The sequence below is a fragment of the Allobosea sp. GW821-FHT10B12 genome, assembly GCF_059415545.1.
Map to the genome: position 1 here is coordinate 894,367 of NZ_JBWKNL010000002.1, position 16,745 is coordinate 911,111.

Annotated in this window: 16 protein-coding genes; 6 read left to right on the top strand and 10 right to left on the bottom strand. The window is 65.4% G+C overall.

The window, feature by feature from the left end:
- Positions 1-14: 14 nt before the first annotated feature.
- Together AC07O0_RS09510 and AC07O0_RS09515 are read right to left on the bottom strand one after the other, a co-directional pair.
- Positions 15-428, bottom strand: coding sequence for a cupin domain-containing protein (locus tag AC07O0_RS09510; RefSeq protein WP_494622265.1), 414 nt, complete (start codon positions 426-428; stop codon positions 15-17).
- Positions 425-910, bottom strand: coding sequence for a RidA family protein (locus tag AC07O0_RS09515; protein ID WP_494622267.1), 486 nt, complete (start codon positions 908-910; stop codon positions 425-427). Before AC07O0_RS09515 ends, AC07O0_RS09510 begins: the two co-directional genes overlap by 4 nt.
- A gap of 112 nt (positions 911-1,022) precedes the next feature.
- Between AC07O0_RS09515 and AC07O0_RS09520 the strand changes: the two genes are divergently transcribed.
- The 5 genes from AC07O0_RS09520 to AC07O0_RS09540 all read left to right on the top strand — a co-directional run bounded on the left by AC07O0_RS09520 (position 1,023) and on the right by AC07O0_RS09540 (position 6,076).
- Positions 1,023-2,111, top strand: a complete 1,089-nt coding sequence (locus AC07O0_RS09520) for a TRAP transporter substrate-binding protein (RefSeq protein WP_494622268.1) — start codon at positions 1,023-1,025, stop codon at positions 2,109-2,111.
- A gap of 11 nt (positions 2,112-2,122) precedes the next feature.
- Positions 2,123-2,902 (top strand): glycine betaine ABC transporter substrate-binding protein, encoded by a 780-nt coding sequence (locus AC07O0_RS09525; protein WP_494622270.1) that lies wholly within the window; start codon positions 2,123-2,125, stop codon positions 2,900-2,902.
- 113 nt (positions 2,903-3,015) lie between these two features.
- A complete protein-coding gene (locus AC07O0_RS09530; protein ID WP_494622377.1) occupies positions 3,016-3,588 on the top strand; it encodes a TRAP transporter small permease subunit in 573 nt (190 codons plus the stop codon).
- On the top strand, positions 3,585-5,006 hold the full coding sequence (locus AC07O0_RS09535; RefSeq protein ID WP_494622272.1) for a TRAP transporter large permease: 1,422 nt from the start codon (positions 3,585-3,587) through the stop codon (positions 5,004-5,006). The genes AC07O0_RS09530 and AC07O0_RS09535 overlap by 4 nt, the downstream gene beginning before the upstream one ends.
- 182 nt (positions 5,007-5,188) lie before the next feature.
- Positions 5,189-6,076 (top strand): LysR substrate-binding domain-containing protein, encoded by an 888-nt coding sequence (locus tag AC07O0_RS09540; RefSeq protein ID WP_494622274.1) that lies wholly within the window; start codon positions 5,189-5,191, stop codon positions 6,074-6,076.
- A gap of 308 nt (positions 6,077-6,384) precedes the next feature.
- On the opposite strand, the gene AC07O0_RS09545 is transcribed toward AC07O0_RS09540, so the two are convergent.
- Both AC07O0_RS09545 and AC07O0_RS09550 read right to left on the bottom strand, forming a co-directional pair.
- Complete coding sequence (locus AC07O0_RS09545; protein WP_494622276.1) at positions 6,385-7,506, bottom strand: L-dopachrome tautomerase-related protein; 1,122 nt, start codon at positions 7,504-7,506, stop codon at positions 6,385-6,387.
- A 114-nt stretch (positions 7,507-7,620) separates the two neighbouring features.
- Positions 7,621-8,052, bottom strand: a complete 432-nt coding sequence (locus tag AC07O0_RS09550; protein ID WP_494622278.1) for a MarR family winged helix-turn-helix transcriptional regulator — start codon at positions 8,050-8,052, stop codon at positions 7,621-7,623.
- A gap of 94 nt (positions 8,053-8,146) precedes the next feature.
- Between AC07O0_RS09550 and AC07O0_RS09555 the strand changes: the two genes are divergently transcribed.
- Positions 8,147-8,683, top strand: coding sequence for an ester cyclase (locus AC07O0_RS09555; protein WP_494622280.1), 537 nt, complete (start codon positions 8,147-8,149; stop codon positions 8,681-8,683).
- 15 nt (positions 8,684-8,698) lie between these two features.
- On the opposite strand, the gene fhuB is transcribed toward AC07O0_RS09555, so the two are convergent.
- The 6 genes from fhuB to AC07O0_RS09585 all read right to left on the bottom strand — a co-directional run bounded on the left by fhuB (position 8,699) and on the right by AC07O0_RS09585 (position 16,639).
- The gene (gene fhuB, locus AC07O0_RS09560; protein ID WP_494622282.1) at positions 8,699-10,693 is read right to left on the bottom strand and encodes a Fe(3+)-hydroxamate ABC transporter permease FhuB; all 1,995 of its coding nucleotides are present in this window, start codon (positions 10,691-10,693) and stop codon (positions 8,699-8,701) included.
- Positions 10,686-11,570 carry an ABC transporter substrate-binding protein gene (locus AC07O0_RS09565; protein WP_494622284.1) on the bottom strand — a complete coding sequence of 295 codons (885 nt, stop codon included), beginning with the start codon at positions 11,568-11,570 and terminating at the stop codon, positions 10,686-10,688. Before AC07O0_RS09565 ends, fhuB begins: the two co-directional genes overlap by 8 nt.
- Positions 11,567-12,373, bottom strand: coding sequence for an ABC transporter ATP-binding protein (locus AC07O0_RS09570; RefSeq protein ID WP_494622285.1), 807 nt, complete (start codon positions 12,371-12,373; stop codon positions 11,567-11,569). The genes AC07O0_RS09565 and AC07O0_RS09570 overlap by 4 nt, the downstream gene beginning before the upstream one ends.
- Positions 12,370-13,371 carry a siderophore-interacting protein gene (locus AC07O0_RS09575; protein ID WP_494622286.1) on the bottom strand — a complete coding sequence of 334 codons (1,002 nt, stop codon included), beginning with the start codon at positions 13,369-13,371 and terminating at the stop codon, positions 12,370-12,372. Before AC07O0_RS09575 ends, AC07O0_RS09570 begins: the two co-directional genes overlap by 4 nt.
- Before the next feature lie 10 nt (positions 13,372-13,381).
- The gene (locus AC07O0_RS09580; RefSeq protein WP_494622287.1) at positions 13,382-15,508 is read right to left on the bottom strand and encodes a TonB-dependent siderophore receptor; all 2,127 of its coding nucleotides are present in this window, start codon (positions 15,506-15,508) and stop codon (positions 13,382-13,384) included.
- A 186-nt stretch (positions 15,509-15,694) separates the two neighbouring features.
- A complete protein-coding gene (locus AC07O0_RS09585) occupies positions 15,695-16,639 on the bottom strand; it encodes a LysR substrate-binding domain-containing protein (protein ID WP_494622288.1) in 945 nt (314 codons plus the stop codon).
- Between the last annotated feature and the right edge of the window lie 106 nt (positions 16,640-16,745).

A 16,745-nucleotide genomic window follows, 5' to 3' on the forward strand; every position in this document is an offset into this window, starting at 1 on the left:
ACGAATTGTAAGCCTCACGCCGTCGCGAGCGGCGGGTTGAGGCCGCCCAGCATTTCGACGGTGACGAAAACGAGCTCGCTTTCGCCGGTGTTCTCGAGGTCGTGGAGCATCGACCCACCCAGTTCGAAGTGAAAATGCCTCGTATCGCCGGCGCGATAGTCCATCTCACGCACGGCACCGTCCTCAAAGCGCGATCGGCCCCGTCCGTCGGTCAGGACCGTCCAGAAGTAGTCATTGACATGGCGATGAAACGGCAGCCTTTCGCCCGGCTTTAGCGTCAGGTGCCAGACGCGCACCCTTTCGGTTTCGGAGACCAACACCGTTCCGACGCGGCCAGAGAGGCCGCGTTCGCGCAGTTCGTCGCGCAACTGGCGGGTCCAATACATGGTGTCGAAAGACCCAGCCGCATTGTCCATTGTCGTGCTCATTCCCCAATCTCCGCCCAAAGCACGACGAGCGATGCGCATCCGAGCGGCATCTGGGGATTGGTGTAGATCATGCGGGTGTGGCGCCCGCGCGCGCCGAAGATGTCATTGAGCAGATCCGAGGCGCCGTTCAACGCCTTCGGGTGGTCCTGGTAGCCCGCGCCGACGCCGAGCGTGCCTTCGAGCCGGACGATCTGCTTCACGCGGGACAATTCTCCCAGCGCGTCCTTCAATTGCGAGATCGCGTTCAGACAGGACAGTCGGCAGGCTTCGTAGCCCTGTTCCGAGGTCAGATCAGTGCCGATCTTGCCCTTGTAGAGCAGCTTCCCGTCGATCCAGGGCAACTGGCCCGACGTATAGACGATGCCGCCGCTGATCACCCACGGCGCGTAGTTCGCCACGGCGCTCGCCACCGGCGGCAGGGTCAAGCCGCTTTGCCTCAACCTTTGCTCGGGCGTTTCCACCCGCTCGATCCCCAACGCCATGACCCGCCTCCTCTGCGTCGCGTTTTCCATGTTGCAATGTTTGCAACGTTGTTATAATCGGTCAAGTTAACGGACGTTGCAATAATGTCAACAATCCTCGGGAGGGCAATTCATGACGCGCCGCAAATTCATTCAGGGCTCCGTTGTCGCCGCCACGGCCGCTACCATGATTGCCAAGCCCGCATTGGCGCAGTCCTCGCCGCAGATCAGTTGGCGCCTCGCCTCGAGCTTTCCGAAATCCCTCGACACGATCTATGGCGGCGTCGAGTTCATCTCGAAGTACGTCTCGGATCTGACGGACGGGAATTTCAAGATTCAGCCGTTTGCCGGCGGTGAAATCGTCCCTCCGATCCAGGCGATCGACGCGGCCGCTACCGGCACCATCGAGATGTGCCATTCGACCTCGTTCTATAATCTTGGAAAGGATCCGGCCTGGGCGATCGGGGCCGCCCTGCCCTTCGGGTTGAATGCGAGGCAGCAGAACGCCTGGATGTTGCATGGCGGCGGCAACGAGTTGCTCGATGCGTTCTATGGCAAAAACGGGCTGGTTGCCTTCCCGGCGGGCAATACCGGCGCCCAGATGGGCGGCTGGTTCCGCAAGGAGATCAAGACGCTCGCAGACATGAAGGGACTGAAGTTCCGCGTGACCGGCATCACCGGTCGCATTTTCGAGAGGATCGGCACCGTTGCCCAGGCCATCGCCGCGGCGGACACCTATCCCTCGCTTGAGCGCGGCACGATCGATGCCGCCGAGTGGATCGGCCCCTATGATGACGAGAAGCTCGGCTTCCTCAAGGTGGCGCCGTATTACTACTATCCGGGCTGGTGGGAAGGCGGCGTCGTCGTGCACGCCTTCATCAACCAGGCGAAATGGGCCGAGCTGCCGAAGCCTTACCAGGCCGCGGTTCGCGCCGCCTGCCTTGCGGCGAACACCGATATGCTGGCCAAGTACGACGCGCGCAATCCCGTCGCGCTCAAGCGCGTGGTCGCTGCCGGCGCGCAGCTGCGGCCGTTCCCGAAGGATATTCTCGACGCCTGCTACGCGGCTTCGAAAGAGGTCTATGCCGAGGCTTCCGCCAAGAGCCCCGACTTCAAGGCTCTATACGACAGCCTGCAGGCCTTCCGCGGGAACAGCTATCTCTGGTGGCAGATCGCGGAAAGCGGCTTCGATATCTACAATATCCAGAACCGCCTTCGCTGAAGGGCGCCACAATGTCCCGCATTCGTCTCGGGCATATTGCTCTCTCTTTCCATGAAGCCAGCGCGGCCGTCGTGCAAATCCTGCTGGAGCGCGCCGGGTATGAAGTCGAACTGTCAGCGGCACCACATGCGCAGATGTTCGAGCGCTTCGGCTCGGGCGAGGTCGACGGCGTCGTGTCGGCCTGGCTGCCAGCGAGTCACGGCCTCTATCTCGATCCGCTCGCCGACCGCGTGTCGAAGCTCGGGGTTCTGTACGAACCCTACTGCATCTGGGGCGTTCCGGACTATGTGCCCCAGGACACGGTGGCCTCCGTCGGGGATTTGCTGAAGCCGGAAGTGGCGCAGCGGATGACCAAGCTCATTCAAGGCATCGGTCCCGGCGCGGGTATCAGCCGCTTCTCCGCTGCCATGGTCGAGGAATACGGGCTCGGCTCGCTCGGCTATCGGTTCCAGCCGGGCAGCGAGGCCGATTGCTTCGGCCGCTTCCTCGAGGCGGTCGAGCGGGCGGAATGGATGGTCGTTCCGCTCTGGCATCCGCAATGGCTCCATCACAGGCACCGGATCCGTGCCTTGTCGGAGCCCAAAGGGCTCCTTGGCGGGGTGGATCAGGCGACGCTCGTGATGAGCCGGAAAGTGACCGAAACCATGGAGCCTGCCCTCGTCGAGGGGTTGCGGGATCTGCGGATCGGGAACGCGGCCGTCACCGCGCTCGACCATGCGATCTGCCGAGAAGGTCTGTCGCCTCGGGAGGCTGCCGAGCGCCTGCTTCGCACCGAAACCATCGCCGGCTGAGGTTCCGGAGCTCCCCTTGAGCCGCCGGGGCGGCGGCGACGAGCGGCAATAGTTCTCTGCCGCAAGAGGTATAGATGTTCAAGCTTTGGTTGGCGCTCGCCACGGTGGGCGGCATGGCTGCGATCGTCTGGCTGGCCTGGACCTTCTGCCGCCAGCTCATGCCGGTTGCCCGGGCGATTGACCGGCTCGGCGGCTTCCTCGGTGTCATCGCGAGCTGGCTCGTCCTGCTCGCCTGCCTGATCAGCGCCGGCAACGCCACGATCCGCTATCTCTTCTCCTCCAGCTCCAACGCCTGGCTGGAGCTGCAATGGTACATGTTCGCCGGCATGGTGCTGCTCGGCTCGGCCTACACGCTGCGGGTCAACGAGCATGTCCGTGTCGACCTGTTCTACGGCGCGGTTTCGGATCGGATGCGGCACTGGATCGACCTCGTTGGCGGGGCCGTGTTCCTGCTGCCGATGTGCCTGGTGATGATCTGGTTCACATGGCCCTGGTTCGTGCAGTCCTGGACGCTGAACGAGGCCTCCAACAATGCCGGCGGCCTGATCCGCTGGCCGGTCATCCTGCTCCTGCCGGTCGGATTCACCCTGATCCTGCTGCAGGGCCTCTCGGAGATGATCAAGCGCGCCGCAGCGCTGCGCGGCTTCCACCAGCACGAATACGCTTACGAGAAGCCGCTGCAATGATCGACGCCATCCGCGCCAATCTCGGCCCCATGATGTTCGGGGGGCTGATCGTCTTCCTGCTGATCGGCTATCCCGCTGCCTTCTCGCTGGCGGCGGTCGGGCTGTTCTTCGGCTTCATCGCGATCGAGATGGGGGTGATCGCGCCCCAGTACATGGGCAATCTCACCTTCCAGCTCTATTCGATCATCTCGAACGACCTGCTGCTCTCGATTCCGTTCTTCACTTTCATGGGCGCGGTGCTGGAGCGCTGCGGCCTGGCCGAGGACCTGCTCGATTCGATCGGCCAGCTCTTCGGCAGCGTCCGCGGCGGCCTGTCCTATGCCGTCATCTTCGTCGGCGCGATCCTCGGCGCCATCACCGGCACGGTCGCCGCCTCGGTGATCGCCATGGGCGTGATCTCGCTGCCGGTGATGATGCGCTACGGCTACAACATGCAGCATGCGACCGGCGTCATCGCAGCGTCCGGCACGATCACCCAGCTGATCCCGCCCTCGCTGGTGCTGGTCGTCCTCGCCGACGTGATGGGCAAGTCGGTCGGCGACATGTATGCCGGCGCGATCGGCCCCAGCATCGTCCAGGTCGTGCTGTTCTGCATCTGGGTCGCGATCCTCGGCATCCTCAAGCCGGCCCATATCCCGGCGCTGCCGCCGGAGGCGCGCACGCTCAAGGGTTGGGCGCTCGCCTTCAAATGCGTCCGCGGCATCGTCCCCTCGGCGGCGCTGATCTTCCTCGTGCTCGGCACGATCTTCATGGGTCTGGCCACGCCGACGGAAGCGGGCGCCATGGGCGCGGTCGGCGCACTCGCTCTGGCGGCGCTGTATCGCACGCTGACCTGGAAGCTGACCTATCAGGCGATGTCCTCGACCATGCGCATCACCGCGATGGTGACGATGATCCTGATCGGCGCGCGCGTCTTCAGCCTGGTCTTCCAGGGCGTCGGCGGGGGCTTGTGGATCGAGCACATGCTGACGGGGTTGCCCGGTGGTCAGGTCGGCTTCCTGGCCTTCACCATGGTGTTCGTCTTCTTCATCGCCTTCTTCCTCGATTTCTTCGAGATCGCCTTCATCATCATCCCGCTGCTGACGCCGGCGGCGGCGAAGCTCGACATCAACCTGATCTGGTTCGGCCTCCTGATCTGCGCCAACATCCAGACCTCGTTCATGCATCCGCCCTTCGGCTTCGCGCTGTTCTATCTGCGCGGCATCGCGCCGCCGACGGTGAAGAGCCGTGACATCTATTTGGGATCGATCCCCTGGATCGTGCTGCAGCTCATCCTGGTCGCGCTGATGATCGCCTTCCCGGAGATGGTGACCTACTGGCTGGAGCAGCCAGCAGCGCTCGACCCTGCGGCGGTCGAGCGCCAGCTCCAGAGCCTGCCCGGCCTCGACAATCTGCAAGTGCCAAGTCAGCATCCCTGACATCTGCGTCAGACTTCCCTGCGGCCGCTACCGGCGACCTTGTGATCATCTGGAGCGTCGCGCCCGCTCTGCACGTGCCACGCCGAACTGCTTGAGGTCGCGGGCACCATCCGGCATCGTGGGACAGCCCGCGATCAATGGAAGGCGAGCCCGTCGAGCTGATCAGGCCAAAGGAGCGAGAGATGGGCGCGGTGAATCTCGAAATCGACCTGTTGCGCTGCTTCGTTGCCGTAGCCGATACCGGCAGCTTCACATTGGCCGGCGACGTCGTGGGCCGCACGCAATCGGCGGTCAGCCAGAGAGTGAAGCGGCTTGAAGATCTGGTCCAGCGGCAGCTTTTCCTGCGCAACAGCAGGGAATTGTCGCTGACGCGCGATGGCGAGCTCCTTCTTGGCCATGCGCGGCAGATGCTGAGCTTCAACGACACGGCCGTGAGGACGCTCGCGCCCCGGCAAGTGCGGACGCGCCTTCGCCTCGGTATCGCCGAGGATTTCATCCCCCGCCAACTCGCCGGCCTGCTGGAAGACATCCGCCGTGGGCATCCGGGTCTCACCGTCGAGGTGCAGACCGGGATGAGTTGCGGCTTGACTCGCGCCTTCGACGCCGGCGAGGTCGATCTCGTCTTCGCGAAGAAGGATGGCGACGCACAGCGCGGCCGCGTGATCTGGCGCGAGCCATTGTGCTGGATCGCGGGAGAAGGCTTTCGATACGAGATGGACGAGCCTTTGCCGCTCGTTCTGCTGCCTCCGCCCTGCTCCTATCGCGCCGTTGCCATCGACACCCTCGACAAGAGCGGGCGCACCTTCCGCGTCGCCTGCACGGCCGAAAACATCCTGGGTGTCCAGGCTGCTGTCGAATCCGGGATGGGGGTGACCGTCCTCGGGCGCTCCTTCGTTCGGGCCGGCCTGCTGCCGCTCTCCCATCGGGAGCCTCTGCCGGTGCTGCCTTACACCGAGATCACCCTGCTCGGCGAAGAACGGGTTTCCGCCGAGATGGTCCATACTCTGGTCGAGACTCTGCGCGAGTCATTGCGCCTGAATAGCGGCGCGGCGAGTTTGGCTGATGCCTGATCCTGATCTTAGTCGCCAAGTCATGGCGTCTTGCTCGATTTTGATGGCCCGCGCGCAACCTCGTCAGAAGTTACTGCTGCAATGCTGCTCGATCACGGAGCCGTCGAATGCCGGTCGGCGACCGACGCCACAGATAGGTGCACTGCCGCAGCCCTTCCCGACGAAAAAAAGCTGGCGGCAAACTCTTCGTTGAAAGGTCGGTAGAGGGACGGCGTGAGGCTCATGCACGCTCAGAAGAGCGGCGGTGAGTCATTTCTCGGATACGGTGATCGATCCGGAGGACGAATGTCGCCCTCCGGATCGATGCGTCAGCGGGAGATATAGCCCGGCGCCAGCGGCTTGAACCGGTAGATCAGGTAGGGCGTCTTGTTCTTGGCGACCCCGCCATTGAACATGGCGGCGGCCGAGATCTGCGAGGCCGACACATACATGTAGCCGTCCGGCGAGGCGGTGATGCCGTCGGGCCAGACCATATCGGGGTCGGTGGCGATGACATGATACTTCTTGTCGGTGGTGATGACGCCGACTTGCTTGGTCTCCACGGCCGTCAGGTAGAGATTGCCCTGATAGTCGATCGACAATCCGCCATTGTTGGGCTTGTCGGCGTAGCGCTCGACCTTCTTGCTCAGCTCGCCCGCGGAAATTGTCTCGTTCGCGAGATCGGCGGCCCTGATGCGATAGACGGAGCGCCCGTTCAGCGGAGCGTAATAGACCCACTCCGAATTGACATCCATTGTGATGCCGTCGCAGCCGACCTTGATGACGGCCGGTTTGCCGTCGCTGCCGGTCACCGTGAGGTCCTTGCCGTCGACGGTGATCGGAACATTTTCCGGAACCGTCGAAGCATCGCCTTCGAGGACGCGGCGCGCGAGGCCCGATTTCATGTCGATGACAATGATCGCTGCCTTGGAGCCGTTGCCGCCTGGGCCGATATCCTCGTCGGCGATGTAGAACTTGCCGCGCTTGCGGTCGATGACGATGTCCTGAGGCTGCGAACCGTCTCGGGTTGCTGGCTTCGGCATGTAGTAGATGCGCTCGAGGCTGTTCGTGCGCGTGTTCCATCCGACCAGCTTCGGGGTGATGCCGGTGCGGAACCCCATGTCGATGATCCAGACCACGCCATCCTCGTCCGAGCGCAGCCCGAGCACATTGTCCAGGAAGTGATCGGAGTCCTTGCGCGGCGTGTTCCAGTCGGCGTTCGGAAACGGCTCGAACGTCGTCGGCGAGGTCAGCTTTGCGACGCGGACATCCGGCGAAAAGAACGGATGATGGCTGAAGATGAGCTGATTATCCGGCGTGAAGGCGATGTTGCCGACCGACTGGGGCAGCCTGGCTACGATCTCCGGCTTCGACTGTGCGATCTCGGCCGCGGATGCAAGGTCGCAGAAAGCGAGGCTGGCAATCACGGATGCCAATTGTATCGATTTCATATCTTCCTCCTGAGCAGGAGGATTGTCAGTGAGATGACCTTCCGAGTGAAATTCAAACCGCTAATCGCAGCTAGTAGCGCACGACGTCAGCGGCAGCCGAGAAGGCTCTGTTCGCTATCGGCGCTTCTTGGCTCCACTTTGCTTTGCCAATTCGGCAAGTTTCGCAGCGATGCCATGAAGTATCCCCTGGAAGGTCTTGAGGTCGCTTTCGGGTAAGTGGCCGAAGAGCAACTGGGCGAACTCGGTCACCTCCGCTTGCAGCCTCGCAACGGCTGTCTGCCCTTGCGGCGTCAGGACGATCACGGTCGCGCGCCTGTCGGTCGGATGGGCCGTGCGACGGACGAAACCGGTCTGCTCGAGCGCATCGATCAGTGTGGTCACGTTGCGCGGCGTGACCCTCAGCTGCGCGGCCAGGTCTCGCTGAGTCATGCGCTCGGCTTCGCCCAGGAGCCAGAGCACCTGCGCCCTGGCCTGCGTCAGGCCGCGCTCGGCCAAGCCGCGCTGCATGTCCTCCGACATGAGCGTGGTGACGAGGAACAGCTGCAACAATGTGTCGCGGCTGCTTGATGTATCAAGATCATTGTGTATCATATTCACGATGTGGTTTTTACCGATTCAGCCACCGAAGCGGAGCCCTGTCGTGCCTGTCAACAATACCGCCGCCCAAGAGAATATCGAATTGATGCGCAATGCCTTCGCCGTTCTGAGCCGTCGGGACATCACCGCTGCAGCCGAGTTCCTGGCACCGGATTTCATCATCAACCTAGCTGGAGTGCCGCATCAGATGCGCGGCCGGGAGAAGTGGCGAAAGAACACAGGGATATTTCTTGACGCCTTCCCCGATTTCAAGCTCGAGGAGCAGGACATGTTCGCGGCCGGCGACAAGGTGGCGGTGCGTTTTCGCATTACCGGAACGCATAGCGGCGAATTCCTGGGACATCCGCCGACCGGAAAGCGGGTCGACTACCAGAGCTACGAACTCTATCGCATCGCCGACGGCAAGATCGCCGAAGAGTGGATCTGCTCCGACATGCTGACCCTGATGGCTCAGATCGGCGGTGGGGGCTATTCGATGGGCAAGCTCGGCTTGATGTGGCTTGCAGGTTATCGAGTGTGGTTCGCGCTTGGCCTGGGCGTCGCCGTTGGCGCCCTGACCATGGCGGTGCTGCCCTTCTGATCCGCTTTATCGTAGCTAGCTGGCCCGATCTCTCACCAGCGTCCAGATGAGATAGGGCGCGCCGATCAGCGAGGCGAACAGGCCGACGGGCATCTGGTAGGGGAAGAAGACCATCCTGGACAGCCAGTCGGCCAGCGCCAGCAGGAGCGCTCCGACGAGGGCGGCACCGGCCAGATGCGCACCTGCGCCGCGCAGGCCCAGCATCCGCGCCAGATGCGGCGCCATCAGGCCGACGAAGCTGATCGGTCCGACGATCAGCGTCGCCGCGCCCGTCAGCAGCGCGGCGCTGATGATCAGCCGCGTCTTCGCGGACAGGAGCGCAATGCCGAGACCGGCCGAGACCGCCTCGCCCAAAGGCAGGATCTGGAGCCAGCGGGCGAAAAGCGGCAGCGGCAGGAGCAGCATTGTCGCCGTCACCGCGGCGGCAATGGCGAGCTCGGGGGTCACCTGCTGGGTCGAGCCGGTGAGCCAGGCCAGGATGGCGAAGGATTCCAGGCCTCCGCGCGCCAGGATCACCGTCAGGATCGAGCCGGAGAACGACGCCAGCGCGATGCCGCCAAGCAGCATGCGGCCTGCAGTAAGCGCAAAATGCCGCGCGATCGTCAGCAGGACGAGCAGGCCGAGCCCCGCGCCGGCGGCACAGGCCACCCCCTGCTGCCACCAGCCGGCGCCCGGAACGAACATGATCGTCAGGGCAAGGGCCAGGCCGGCGGTGCTGCTGATGCCGAGCACTTCCGGACTCGCCAGCGGATTGCCGGTCAGGCGCTGGATCAGCGTGCCCGCCGCGGCCAGCATGGCGCCAGCCGCCATCGCTGCCACGAGGCGCGGCCAGCGCCAGGGCAACAATTCGCCGAAAGCCAGGCCGGTCGCGATCTCGAACCCGTCCGCGTCGCGCCCTATGACAAGGGCGAGGATCGTGACGACCGAGAGCGCCGCCGCGATCCCACCCACGAGCCGCCATGGCCTGCGCGCAACGGCGCCGATCATCGGCCCGCCATCGAGAGGCGGCATGGTGAACACCGGCAGCCGCGGCAGCAGCCAGAGCAGGAACGGCCCGCCCAGCAGGGCGGCGACAGCACCCGTCGGGGCGCCAAGACCGCTCGCGGCATTGGTTCCCTGGACCAGCCCGTCGGTGAGGCTGAGCAGAAGCGCCCCGACCAGCGCCGAGGCGAGCAGCAGAGAGCCCGGCCGGCGCGCGCCGAGCATGCGGGCGATATTGGGCGCCGCGAGCCCGACGAAGCCGATGATGCCGACCTGCGAAACGACCGAACCGGCGAGGGCGACAGCCACCAGCACGATGCCGAAGCGTGCGCCGCGAACCGAAAGACCGAGATTGCGGGCGCCGACATCGCCGAGCGCCAGCAGAGCGAGCGGCCTCTGCAGCAGGATAGCAAGGCCAGCGGCGAACGCCAGCCGCAGCGCCAGCGCCTTGGCCGGCTCCCAGCTCTGCTGGGCGAGCGAGCCGCCACCCCAGATGAACATCGAGGTCAGATACTGGCCCGAGAACAGGATGATCGCCGCGCCCGCCGAGGCGCAGACCAGCCCGATCAGCAAACCGGCGAGCGCCAGCGTCGTCGGCTCGAAACCGCGCCGCCAGCCGAGCGCAAGCACGATCGCGACCGCCGCGCCGCCGCCGACCAGCGCGACCGTCTCGCGGCCGAGGCCGCCAAGCTCTGGCAGGAAGGCTGTGGCGGCAACCAAAGCGAGCTGCGCACCCGCCGAGATGCCGAGTGTCGACGCATCGGCTATCGGATTGCGCAGGACCCGCTGAAGCAGAGCCCCCGCCAATCCGAGCGCGGCGCCGGCGATCAACGCGACCGCGATCCGCGGCAGCAGGGCATTGAGCACGATGATCCGCCTGAGCCCATCTGCCGGTAGCGGCTCCGTCAGGACCGACAAGCCGCGAGGCCCGAGACCAGCGAACAGCGCATGCAGGCTCAACGCCGCGCTCAGCGCGACCAGCGCGAGGCTGCCGGCTAGCAGCTTGTTGTGCCGTGCCGCGTCAACCAAGGCCGGGCGCTCCCTCTGACAGGGCCTTACCGAGCAGTCGCGCCAGCCGGCGCGCCGCCGGCAGGCCGCCGAAATGATTGACCGGATCGAGGACCATCACCCGGCCTGCGCGCACGGCGGGCAGGCTCTGCCAGATCGTACTCTCCGGCAGCACCCGTCGCGCGTCGTCCGGAACGGGGCCGAGGATCGCGATAGCCGCATTCGGATTGTCTGCCAGCGCCACGATGTCGACGGGCGCCTGCACGCTGTAGCTCGTCTGCCGCCCCCAGCCATTGGCCAACCCCAGCCGTTTGAGCACGGCCCCGACCATGCTATCGGCGCCGAAGACCCGGAAATGGCGGGGGTCACCGATGGTGATGACGAAGACGGGGGGCTGCCGCCTCGCGGCGAGGGCTTGTGCCACCGCCGCCAGCTCGCTCCGGGTCTCGGCAATCAGGGCCGCGGCGTCGGCTTCGCGGCCGAAACGGCGGCCGAGCTCGATCGCGACGGCTTCAGCCGCAGCGTACGGATCCTGCCCGCGCTCATGGATCCGCATCGAGAGCACCGGCGCGATCCGGCGCAGATTGGGCTCCATCCGCGTGTACCAAGGCGAGGTCAGAATGAGACCGGGCTGCGCCCGGCGCAGCACTTCGAAATTGATGCTGCCGCGCAGGCCGAGATCGGCGATGTCAGGCGGCAGCGCCGGTTCGATCACGAATTTGCGGTAGAGCATCAGCTCGGCGCCCGCAACGACGTCGACGCCCAGCGCCAGGGCCGTTTCCAGCATCGCCCAGTCGATCGCCGCGGCAGTGCCCTCGGAGGCCCGTGCGGGACAAGCGAGCAGCCCCGCCGCGCCGAGCGCGATCAGCCGGCGCCGGGAGAGCGAGGACGGCGTCACAGCACGTATCCGATCGGCCGGTCGCTGCCCGCCGGGACGGTCACGCCCATCCGCGTGCCATAGATCCGCCCGAGCACCTCGGGCGTCATCAGCTCCGCCGGCGTACCGCGCGCAACGACTGCGCCCTGGCCGAGTGCGATGATCTCGTCGCAATAGCGCGCGGCCATGTTGACATCGTGCAGCACGACGAGCGTGGTCAGGGCGCGGCTCTCGGTCATATCCCGGACGACGGAGAGCACCTCGATCTGATGTGCGACATCGAGTGCCGAGGTCGGCTCGTCCAGCAACATGCAGCCGGCATCCTGGGCCAGCAGCATGGCGAGCCAGACGCGCTGCCGCTCGCCGCCGGAGAGGCTGTCGACCGCTCGCCCGCGAAACATCTCGACCTGCGTCAACGCCATCGCCTCCGCCACCTTGGCCCGATCCTGAGGCCCGAAACGGCCGAGCGCGCCATGCCAGGGATAGCGGCCGAGGGCGACGAGTTCCTCGACCAGCATCCCGTCCGTGGGCGGTGTGAATTGCGGGAGATAGCCGAGCTCGCGGGCGAAGGCGCGCGCCTCCCATTGCGGCAGCGGCCGGCCACTGAAACGGATCTCGCCGGAAGACGGCGCGAGCTGGCGCGCCAGCAGCTTGACCAATGTGCTCTTGCCGGAGCCGTTCGGGCCGATCAGCCCGTAGCAGCGCCCCGGCGTAAGCGTGAGGTCGAGCGGCTTCAACAGCTTCCGGCTACCGAGGGCGAAGCTTGCGCCGGTCAGCACGAAGGCCCGCTCGGACGCATGGTTCGCGCTTCGATCCCAGCTCATGCCGCCCTCCCCGTCTGACTGCGCCAATAGGCGACGGAGCGGAACTGGGTCGAACGCAGTCCCAGATCCGCGCTGAACACAGCTTTCAGCCGCTGGGATGTCGCAAACTCGCAGCCGGCATAGGCGCAGAGGGCATCATCCCCCGCCCGCGCCCGCTCCTGCAGCGCCGCTACGAGGCCACCGCGAGGCAACCAATGCAGCCGGCACCCTTCCGGAAGCGAAAGCTCCTGCCGTTCCGCTTCGTCGGCGAGCTCGACATAGGCATCGATGCGTTCGCCGAGGCGCCGCTCCTCGATCTGCCTGAGAATGGTCGGCAAGGCCGTCTCGTCGCCGGCGAGGATGCGCAGCAGTGCATGAGTCACGGGCCGTCCGATCGGACCGAGCGCGCCGATCTCGTCGCCCGGCCGGCAAGCCCGGGCCCAGGCCGTGGCGGGCCCGGCCGGCTCGTGCAGGACGAAATCGACATCGACCTCGTCGCGCTCCGCCCTGACCGTGCGGATCGTGTAGTTGCGCAGCACCGGCATCAGCTCGCCCTCCGGCCAGACCGGAAGACCTGCAGGACAAGGTGTCGGAAAGGCAAAGACTCCGCCCGCGCGCTGCGGCAGGAGCAGGCGGACGTGGTGGAGATCGCTGGCATAGAAGGCCGCGTCCTCGACCCGGAACGTCACTCGCCGCAGATGGGGCGTCGCCCGTCGCGCAGCCTTGACCTGCCAGTGCTGGACATGGCCGAGACGCTCGGGATCGCCATCACCCTTCCAATTCAGGGCGACAGCCGCACATCCCGACATGCGGCGAATTTCCCCTGCGACGCGCGCCTTGGCCAGCGCCAGCCGCCGCCAATCCCCCGCTGAGAGGCTGAGGCAGAGCCCCTGCCGCGAACGTTCGCAGGAGACATGGAAGCTCTCCCCGGCAAAGAGGTGGCCGACGGCATCGAGCTGACCGGCCAGTAGGTCGGCGGCATCGCCCTTTAAACGGCAATATGCGGCGAGTTCGGTCACGGCGTCCGGATCACCAGCGGTAGTTGAGGCCGGCGGTGACGACCCGCCCCTGGCCATAGGAGCACAGCGTCGAGGTATAGCAGGCGCCGACATACTCCTTGTCGAACAGGTTCTTCACATTGAGCTGCAGCGCCATGCCCTTGAGCTGCGGCACGAGCTTGCCGAAGTCGTAGCGCAGGGCGGCGTCGACCAGTGCCACGCTCGGGACCTCGATCGTGTTGTTGGTGTTAAAGGTGCTGCCGACATAGCGCACGCCCGCGCCGATCGACAGGCCGGGGATGAGGTTCGCAGGCAGGTCGTAATAGAGCCAGAGCGAGGCCATGTGGCGGGGTACGCCGGTCGGCACCAGCCCCTGCAGGCCGCTATTGTCGCGGGTGTATTTGGTATCGAGATAGGTGTAGCTCGCCGCGACGTTCAGCCCGAAATCGAGGCTCGCCTTGGCTTCGAGCTCGACACCGCGCGAGCGCGCCTCGCCGACCTGCACCGAGAAGCCGGGATTGGCGAAGTCGCCGGTCAGCAGATGCTCGCGTATCAGGTCGAAGACGGCGGCGCTGAAGAGAGCATTGATCCCGATAGGCTGGTACTTGATACCTGCCTCGTACTGGACGCCGCGCTCTGGATCGAAGGCGCGGCCCGCGGCGTCCGTGCCGGCAAGCGGCGTGAAGGATTGCGCGAAGCTGACATAGGGCGCGATGCCGTTGTCGAAGCGATAGAGCAGCGCCGCCCGCCCCGTGAGAGCGTGGTCATCCGTCTTGCTGCGCACGCCTGCGACCGTGGTCCTGTTCTCTGCCCAGTCGGAACGCCCGGCGAAGGTCGCGACGAAATTGCCGAAGCGGATCTCGTCCTGGGCGTAGAGGCCGTACTGCCGGGTCGTCTGATCGGTCCGGCGTGTGGTGGGCAGCGTGATGGCCCGGCCATAGACCGGCGCAAACAGGTCGATCGCCGGGGCCGCGCCCGTGCCGTTGACGAAGTACCCGTCGGAATACTGCGCGTCGAAGCCGGTCAGCAGAGTGTGCGAGAGCGGACCGGTCCGGAACTTCCATTCGAGCTGGTTGTCGAAAGCGAGCGCATCCATCTCGTCATGGGAGAGCGAGACCGAACGCGACAAGGTCCGTCCGTTCGCCGCGAGCGAGGTGCCAAAGACGCTGAAATAGTCGATATCGCTGCGGAACCACTGGCCGTTCATCCGCAGCGTCACCGCGTCGTTGAAGCGGTGGCTGAACAGGTATCCGGCTGAGGCCTGCGTGCGATCAAAGGTCTCGAGGTTCGGCTCAGAAACATTGGTCCGGCGGCTCAGCCGGCCATTGGGATTGAAGACGACCGAGCCGACCGCGGGGACGCCGACATAGGCGTTGGCCTTGGGCTCGCGCTGATAGAGGCCGAGCAAGGTGAGGCTCGTATCTTCCGAGGGCCGATAAGTGAAGGCCGGAGCGATGGCGAAGCGCTCCGCTTTTGTGTCGGCGATCTGGCCGTTCTCCATTCGGCCGATGCCGGTGAGGCGATAGAGGAAGCGCCCCTCCGGATCGATCGGTCCGCCAATGTCGAAGCTGGCCTGGCGCTGCTGATTATTACCGAACTGGACGCCGACCTCGCCGAAGCGCGTCAGGGTCGGCAGCTTGCTGATCTGGTTGACCATGCCGCCGGTCGGCGCCTGGCCGTAGAGCACCGAGGAGGGGCCGCGCAGCACCTCGGCCCGCTCCAGCAGATAGGGATCGACCTGGGGTGAGACCCAGTTCATCTTCTGCATGCGCAAGCCGTTGAAATAGGTCACCGAGTCGAAGCCGCGGATCTTGAACTGGTCGAAACGGCTGGCGCCGGCGCCGCGGCTCTCAGTGGTGACGCCGGGCGAGTAGCGCAGCGCCTCGTTCAGGCTCTGGGCGTTCTGCTGGGTGAGCTGGTCGCGCGTGATCACCGAAACGCTCTGGGCGCTTTCGGCCAGCGGCGTACCCGTCTTGCTGCCGGTCGTGCTGCGCTGGGCAACATAGCCGCGCACCGGGCCGGTGGCGCCCTCCCCCTCGACCGTGATCGTATCGAGCGAGATCGCGCCTTGAGCCTCCTGCGCGAAGGCTGTGCCCGCAACCGGACCCACGGCAGCCAGAACCAGCGCCGTCAGCGACAGGGAAGCTCGAATGGTCATGCTCTCGCCTTCTCGCGCGTGCCAGCCTGCCGTTCGGGGTGATCGCGCCAAAGCGCCGATCGCATTCCGTCGCGGCAGGTCGAATGAAGAAGGCGTTAATGCAGGGGCAAGGCTTGCGTCCAATAAACGCGGCTTCGATTTTGATAAGTATATCCTATGAAATTGATTGATTATATCAATTCTAAATTATGAAACTCCGCCGGAAATCGACGCGCGAGCTGCGCGGCTGCGACAATGGGTGATGAAGGCCTGGACAGCCGAGGCGGACTCGTTTCGCCGAAATGCGACGGCGACATCGGACCGCACCTCGTTCCTCGTCAGGCTGCGGTAGACGACACCCGGCAGTTGCAGGCAGGTGGTCGACAGGGGCGCGAGCGCGACACCGAGGCCCACCGCGACCATGCTGGCGATCGTCGTGAAATCGCTGCCTACCGCCTCGCTCCTTGGCTCGAAGCCCGCCGCCTTGCAGGCCATGATGGTGAGGCGGTGGAAGCCGACATCCGCCGGCTGGTTGAGCATGATGAAGGCCTCGTTGACGAGACTCTCCAGCGCGATGCTCTCACTGCCCGCGAGCGGATGGCCGGCCGGCAGCACGGCGGCAAAGGATTCGCTCAGCACGCCCAGGGTCTGGAGATTGCGCGGGATCGGCGCAGGCGGGCGGATGAAAGCAAAATCGAGCGCGCCCTCGGCGACCCGGTCGAGCTGGCGGCGCATCTCCATCTCGATGATCCTGAGCTCGACATGGGGATAGGCGCTACGGAAGCTACCGATCAGCTCGGTCAGGATGCCGGCATAGGCGGCCGAGGCGACGTAGCCGATCGAGATGCGCCCGGTCTCGCCGCGCGTCGCCCGCTCCACCGCCGAGATGGCGGCATCCGCCTGGGCCAGCGTCTTGCGCGCCTCGGCCAGGAAGACCTGCCCGGGCACAGTCAACTGGAACAGCCGCCGGCTGCGGTCGAGCAGGCGCGTGCCGACCAGCGTCTCCAGGCTGGCGATCTGCTGGCTGAGACCAGGCTGGGCGATGCCGAGCCGTTCCGCGGCGCGTCCGAAATTGCGCTCCTCCGCCACGGCCACGAAATAGCGCAGATGGCGCAGCTCGAAGGAGGGGCCGTCCGAAGGCCTGCCGTTCACGGACGCACCCCCTTGGCGTGCAGCCCTGCAGTGTCGGGCAAAGCGTTCCATGCGGATAGTGAGGAGAACGACATCGCCGATCAGTAGCCGAACGCGCCGCCCTTGT

Excerpts from the sequence above, each read along its gene's own strand:
- AC07O0_RS09580 (WP_494622287.1), bottom strand. The coding sequence starts at position 15,508 with ATGACCATTCGAGCTTCCCTGTCGCTGACGGCGCTGGTTCTGGCTGCC.
- AC07O0_RS09540 (WP_494622274.1), top strand. The coding sequence starts at position 5,189 with ATGGGCGCGGTGAATCTCGAAATCGACCTGTTGCGCTGCTTCGTTGCC.
- AC07O0_RS09570 (WP_494622285.1), bottom strand. The coding sequence starts at position 12,373 with ATGAGCTGGGATCGAAGCGCGAACCATGCGTCCGAGCGGGCCTTCGTG.
- AC07O0_RS09515 (WP_494622267.1), bottom strand. The coding sequence starts at position 910 with ATGGCGTTGGGGATCGAGCGGGTGGAAACGCCCGAGCAAAGGTTGAGG.
- AC07O0_RS09545 (WP_494622276.1), bottom strand. The coding sequence starts at position 7,506 with ATGAAATCGATACAATTGGCATCCGTGATTGCCAGCCTCGCTTTCTGC.
- AC07O0_RS09520 (WP_494622268.1), top strand. The coding sequence starts at position 1,023 with ATGACGCGCCGCAAATTCATTCAGGGCTCCGTTGTCGCCGCCACGGCC.
- AC07O0_RS09530 (WP_494622377.1), top strand. The coding sequence starts at position 3,016 with ATGGCTGCGATCGTCTGGCTGGCCTGGACCTTCTGCCGCCAGCTCATG.
- AC07O0_RS09535 (WP_494622272.1), top strand. The coding sequence starts at position 3,585 with ATGATCGACGCCATCCGCGCCAATCTCGGCCCCATGATGTTCGGGGGG.
- AC07O0_RS09510 (WP_494622265.1), bottom strand. The coding sequence starts at position 428 with ATGAGCACGACAATGGACAATGCGGCTGGGTCTTTCGACACCATGTAT.
- AC07O0_RS09525 (WP_494622270.1), top strand. The coding sequence starts at position 2,123 with ATGTCCCGCATTCGTCTCGGGCATATTGCTCTCTCTTTCCATGAAGCC.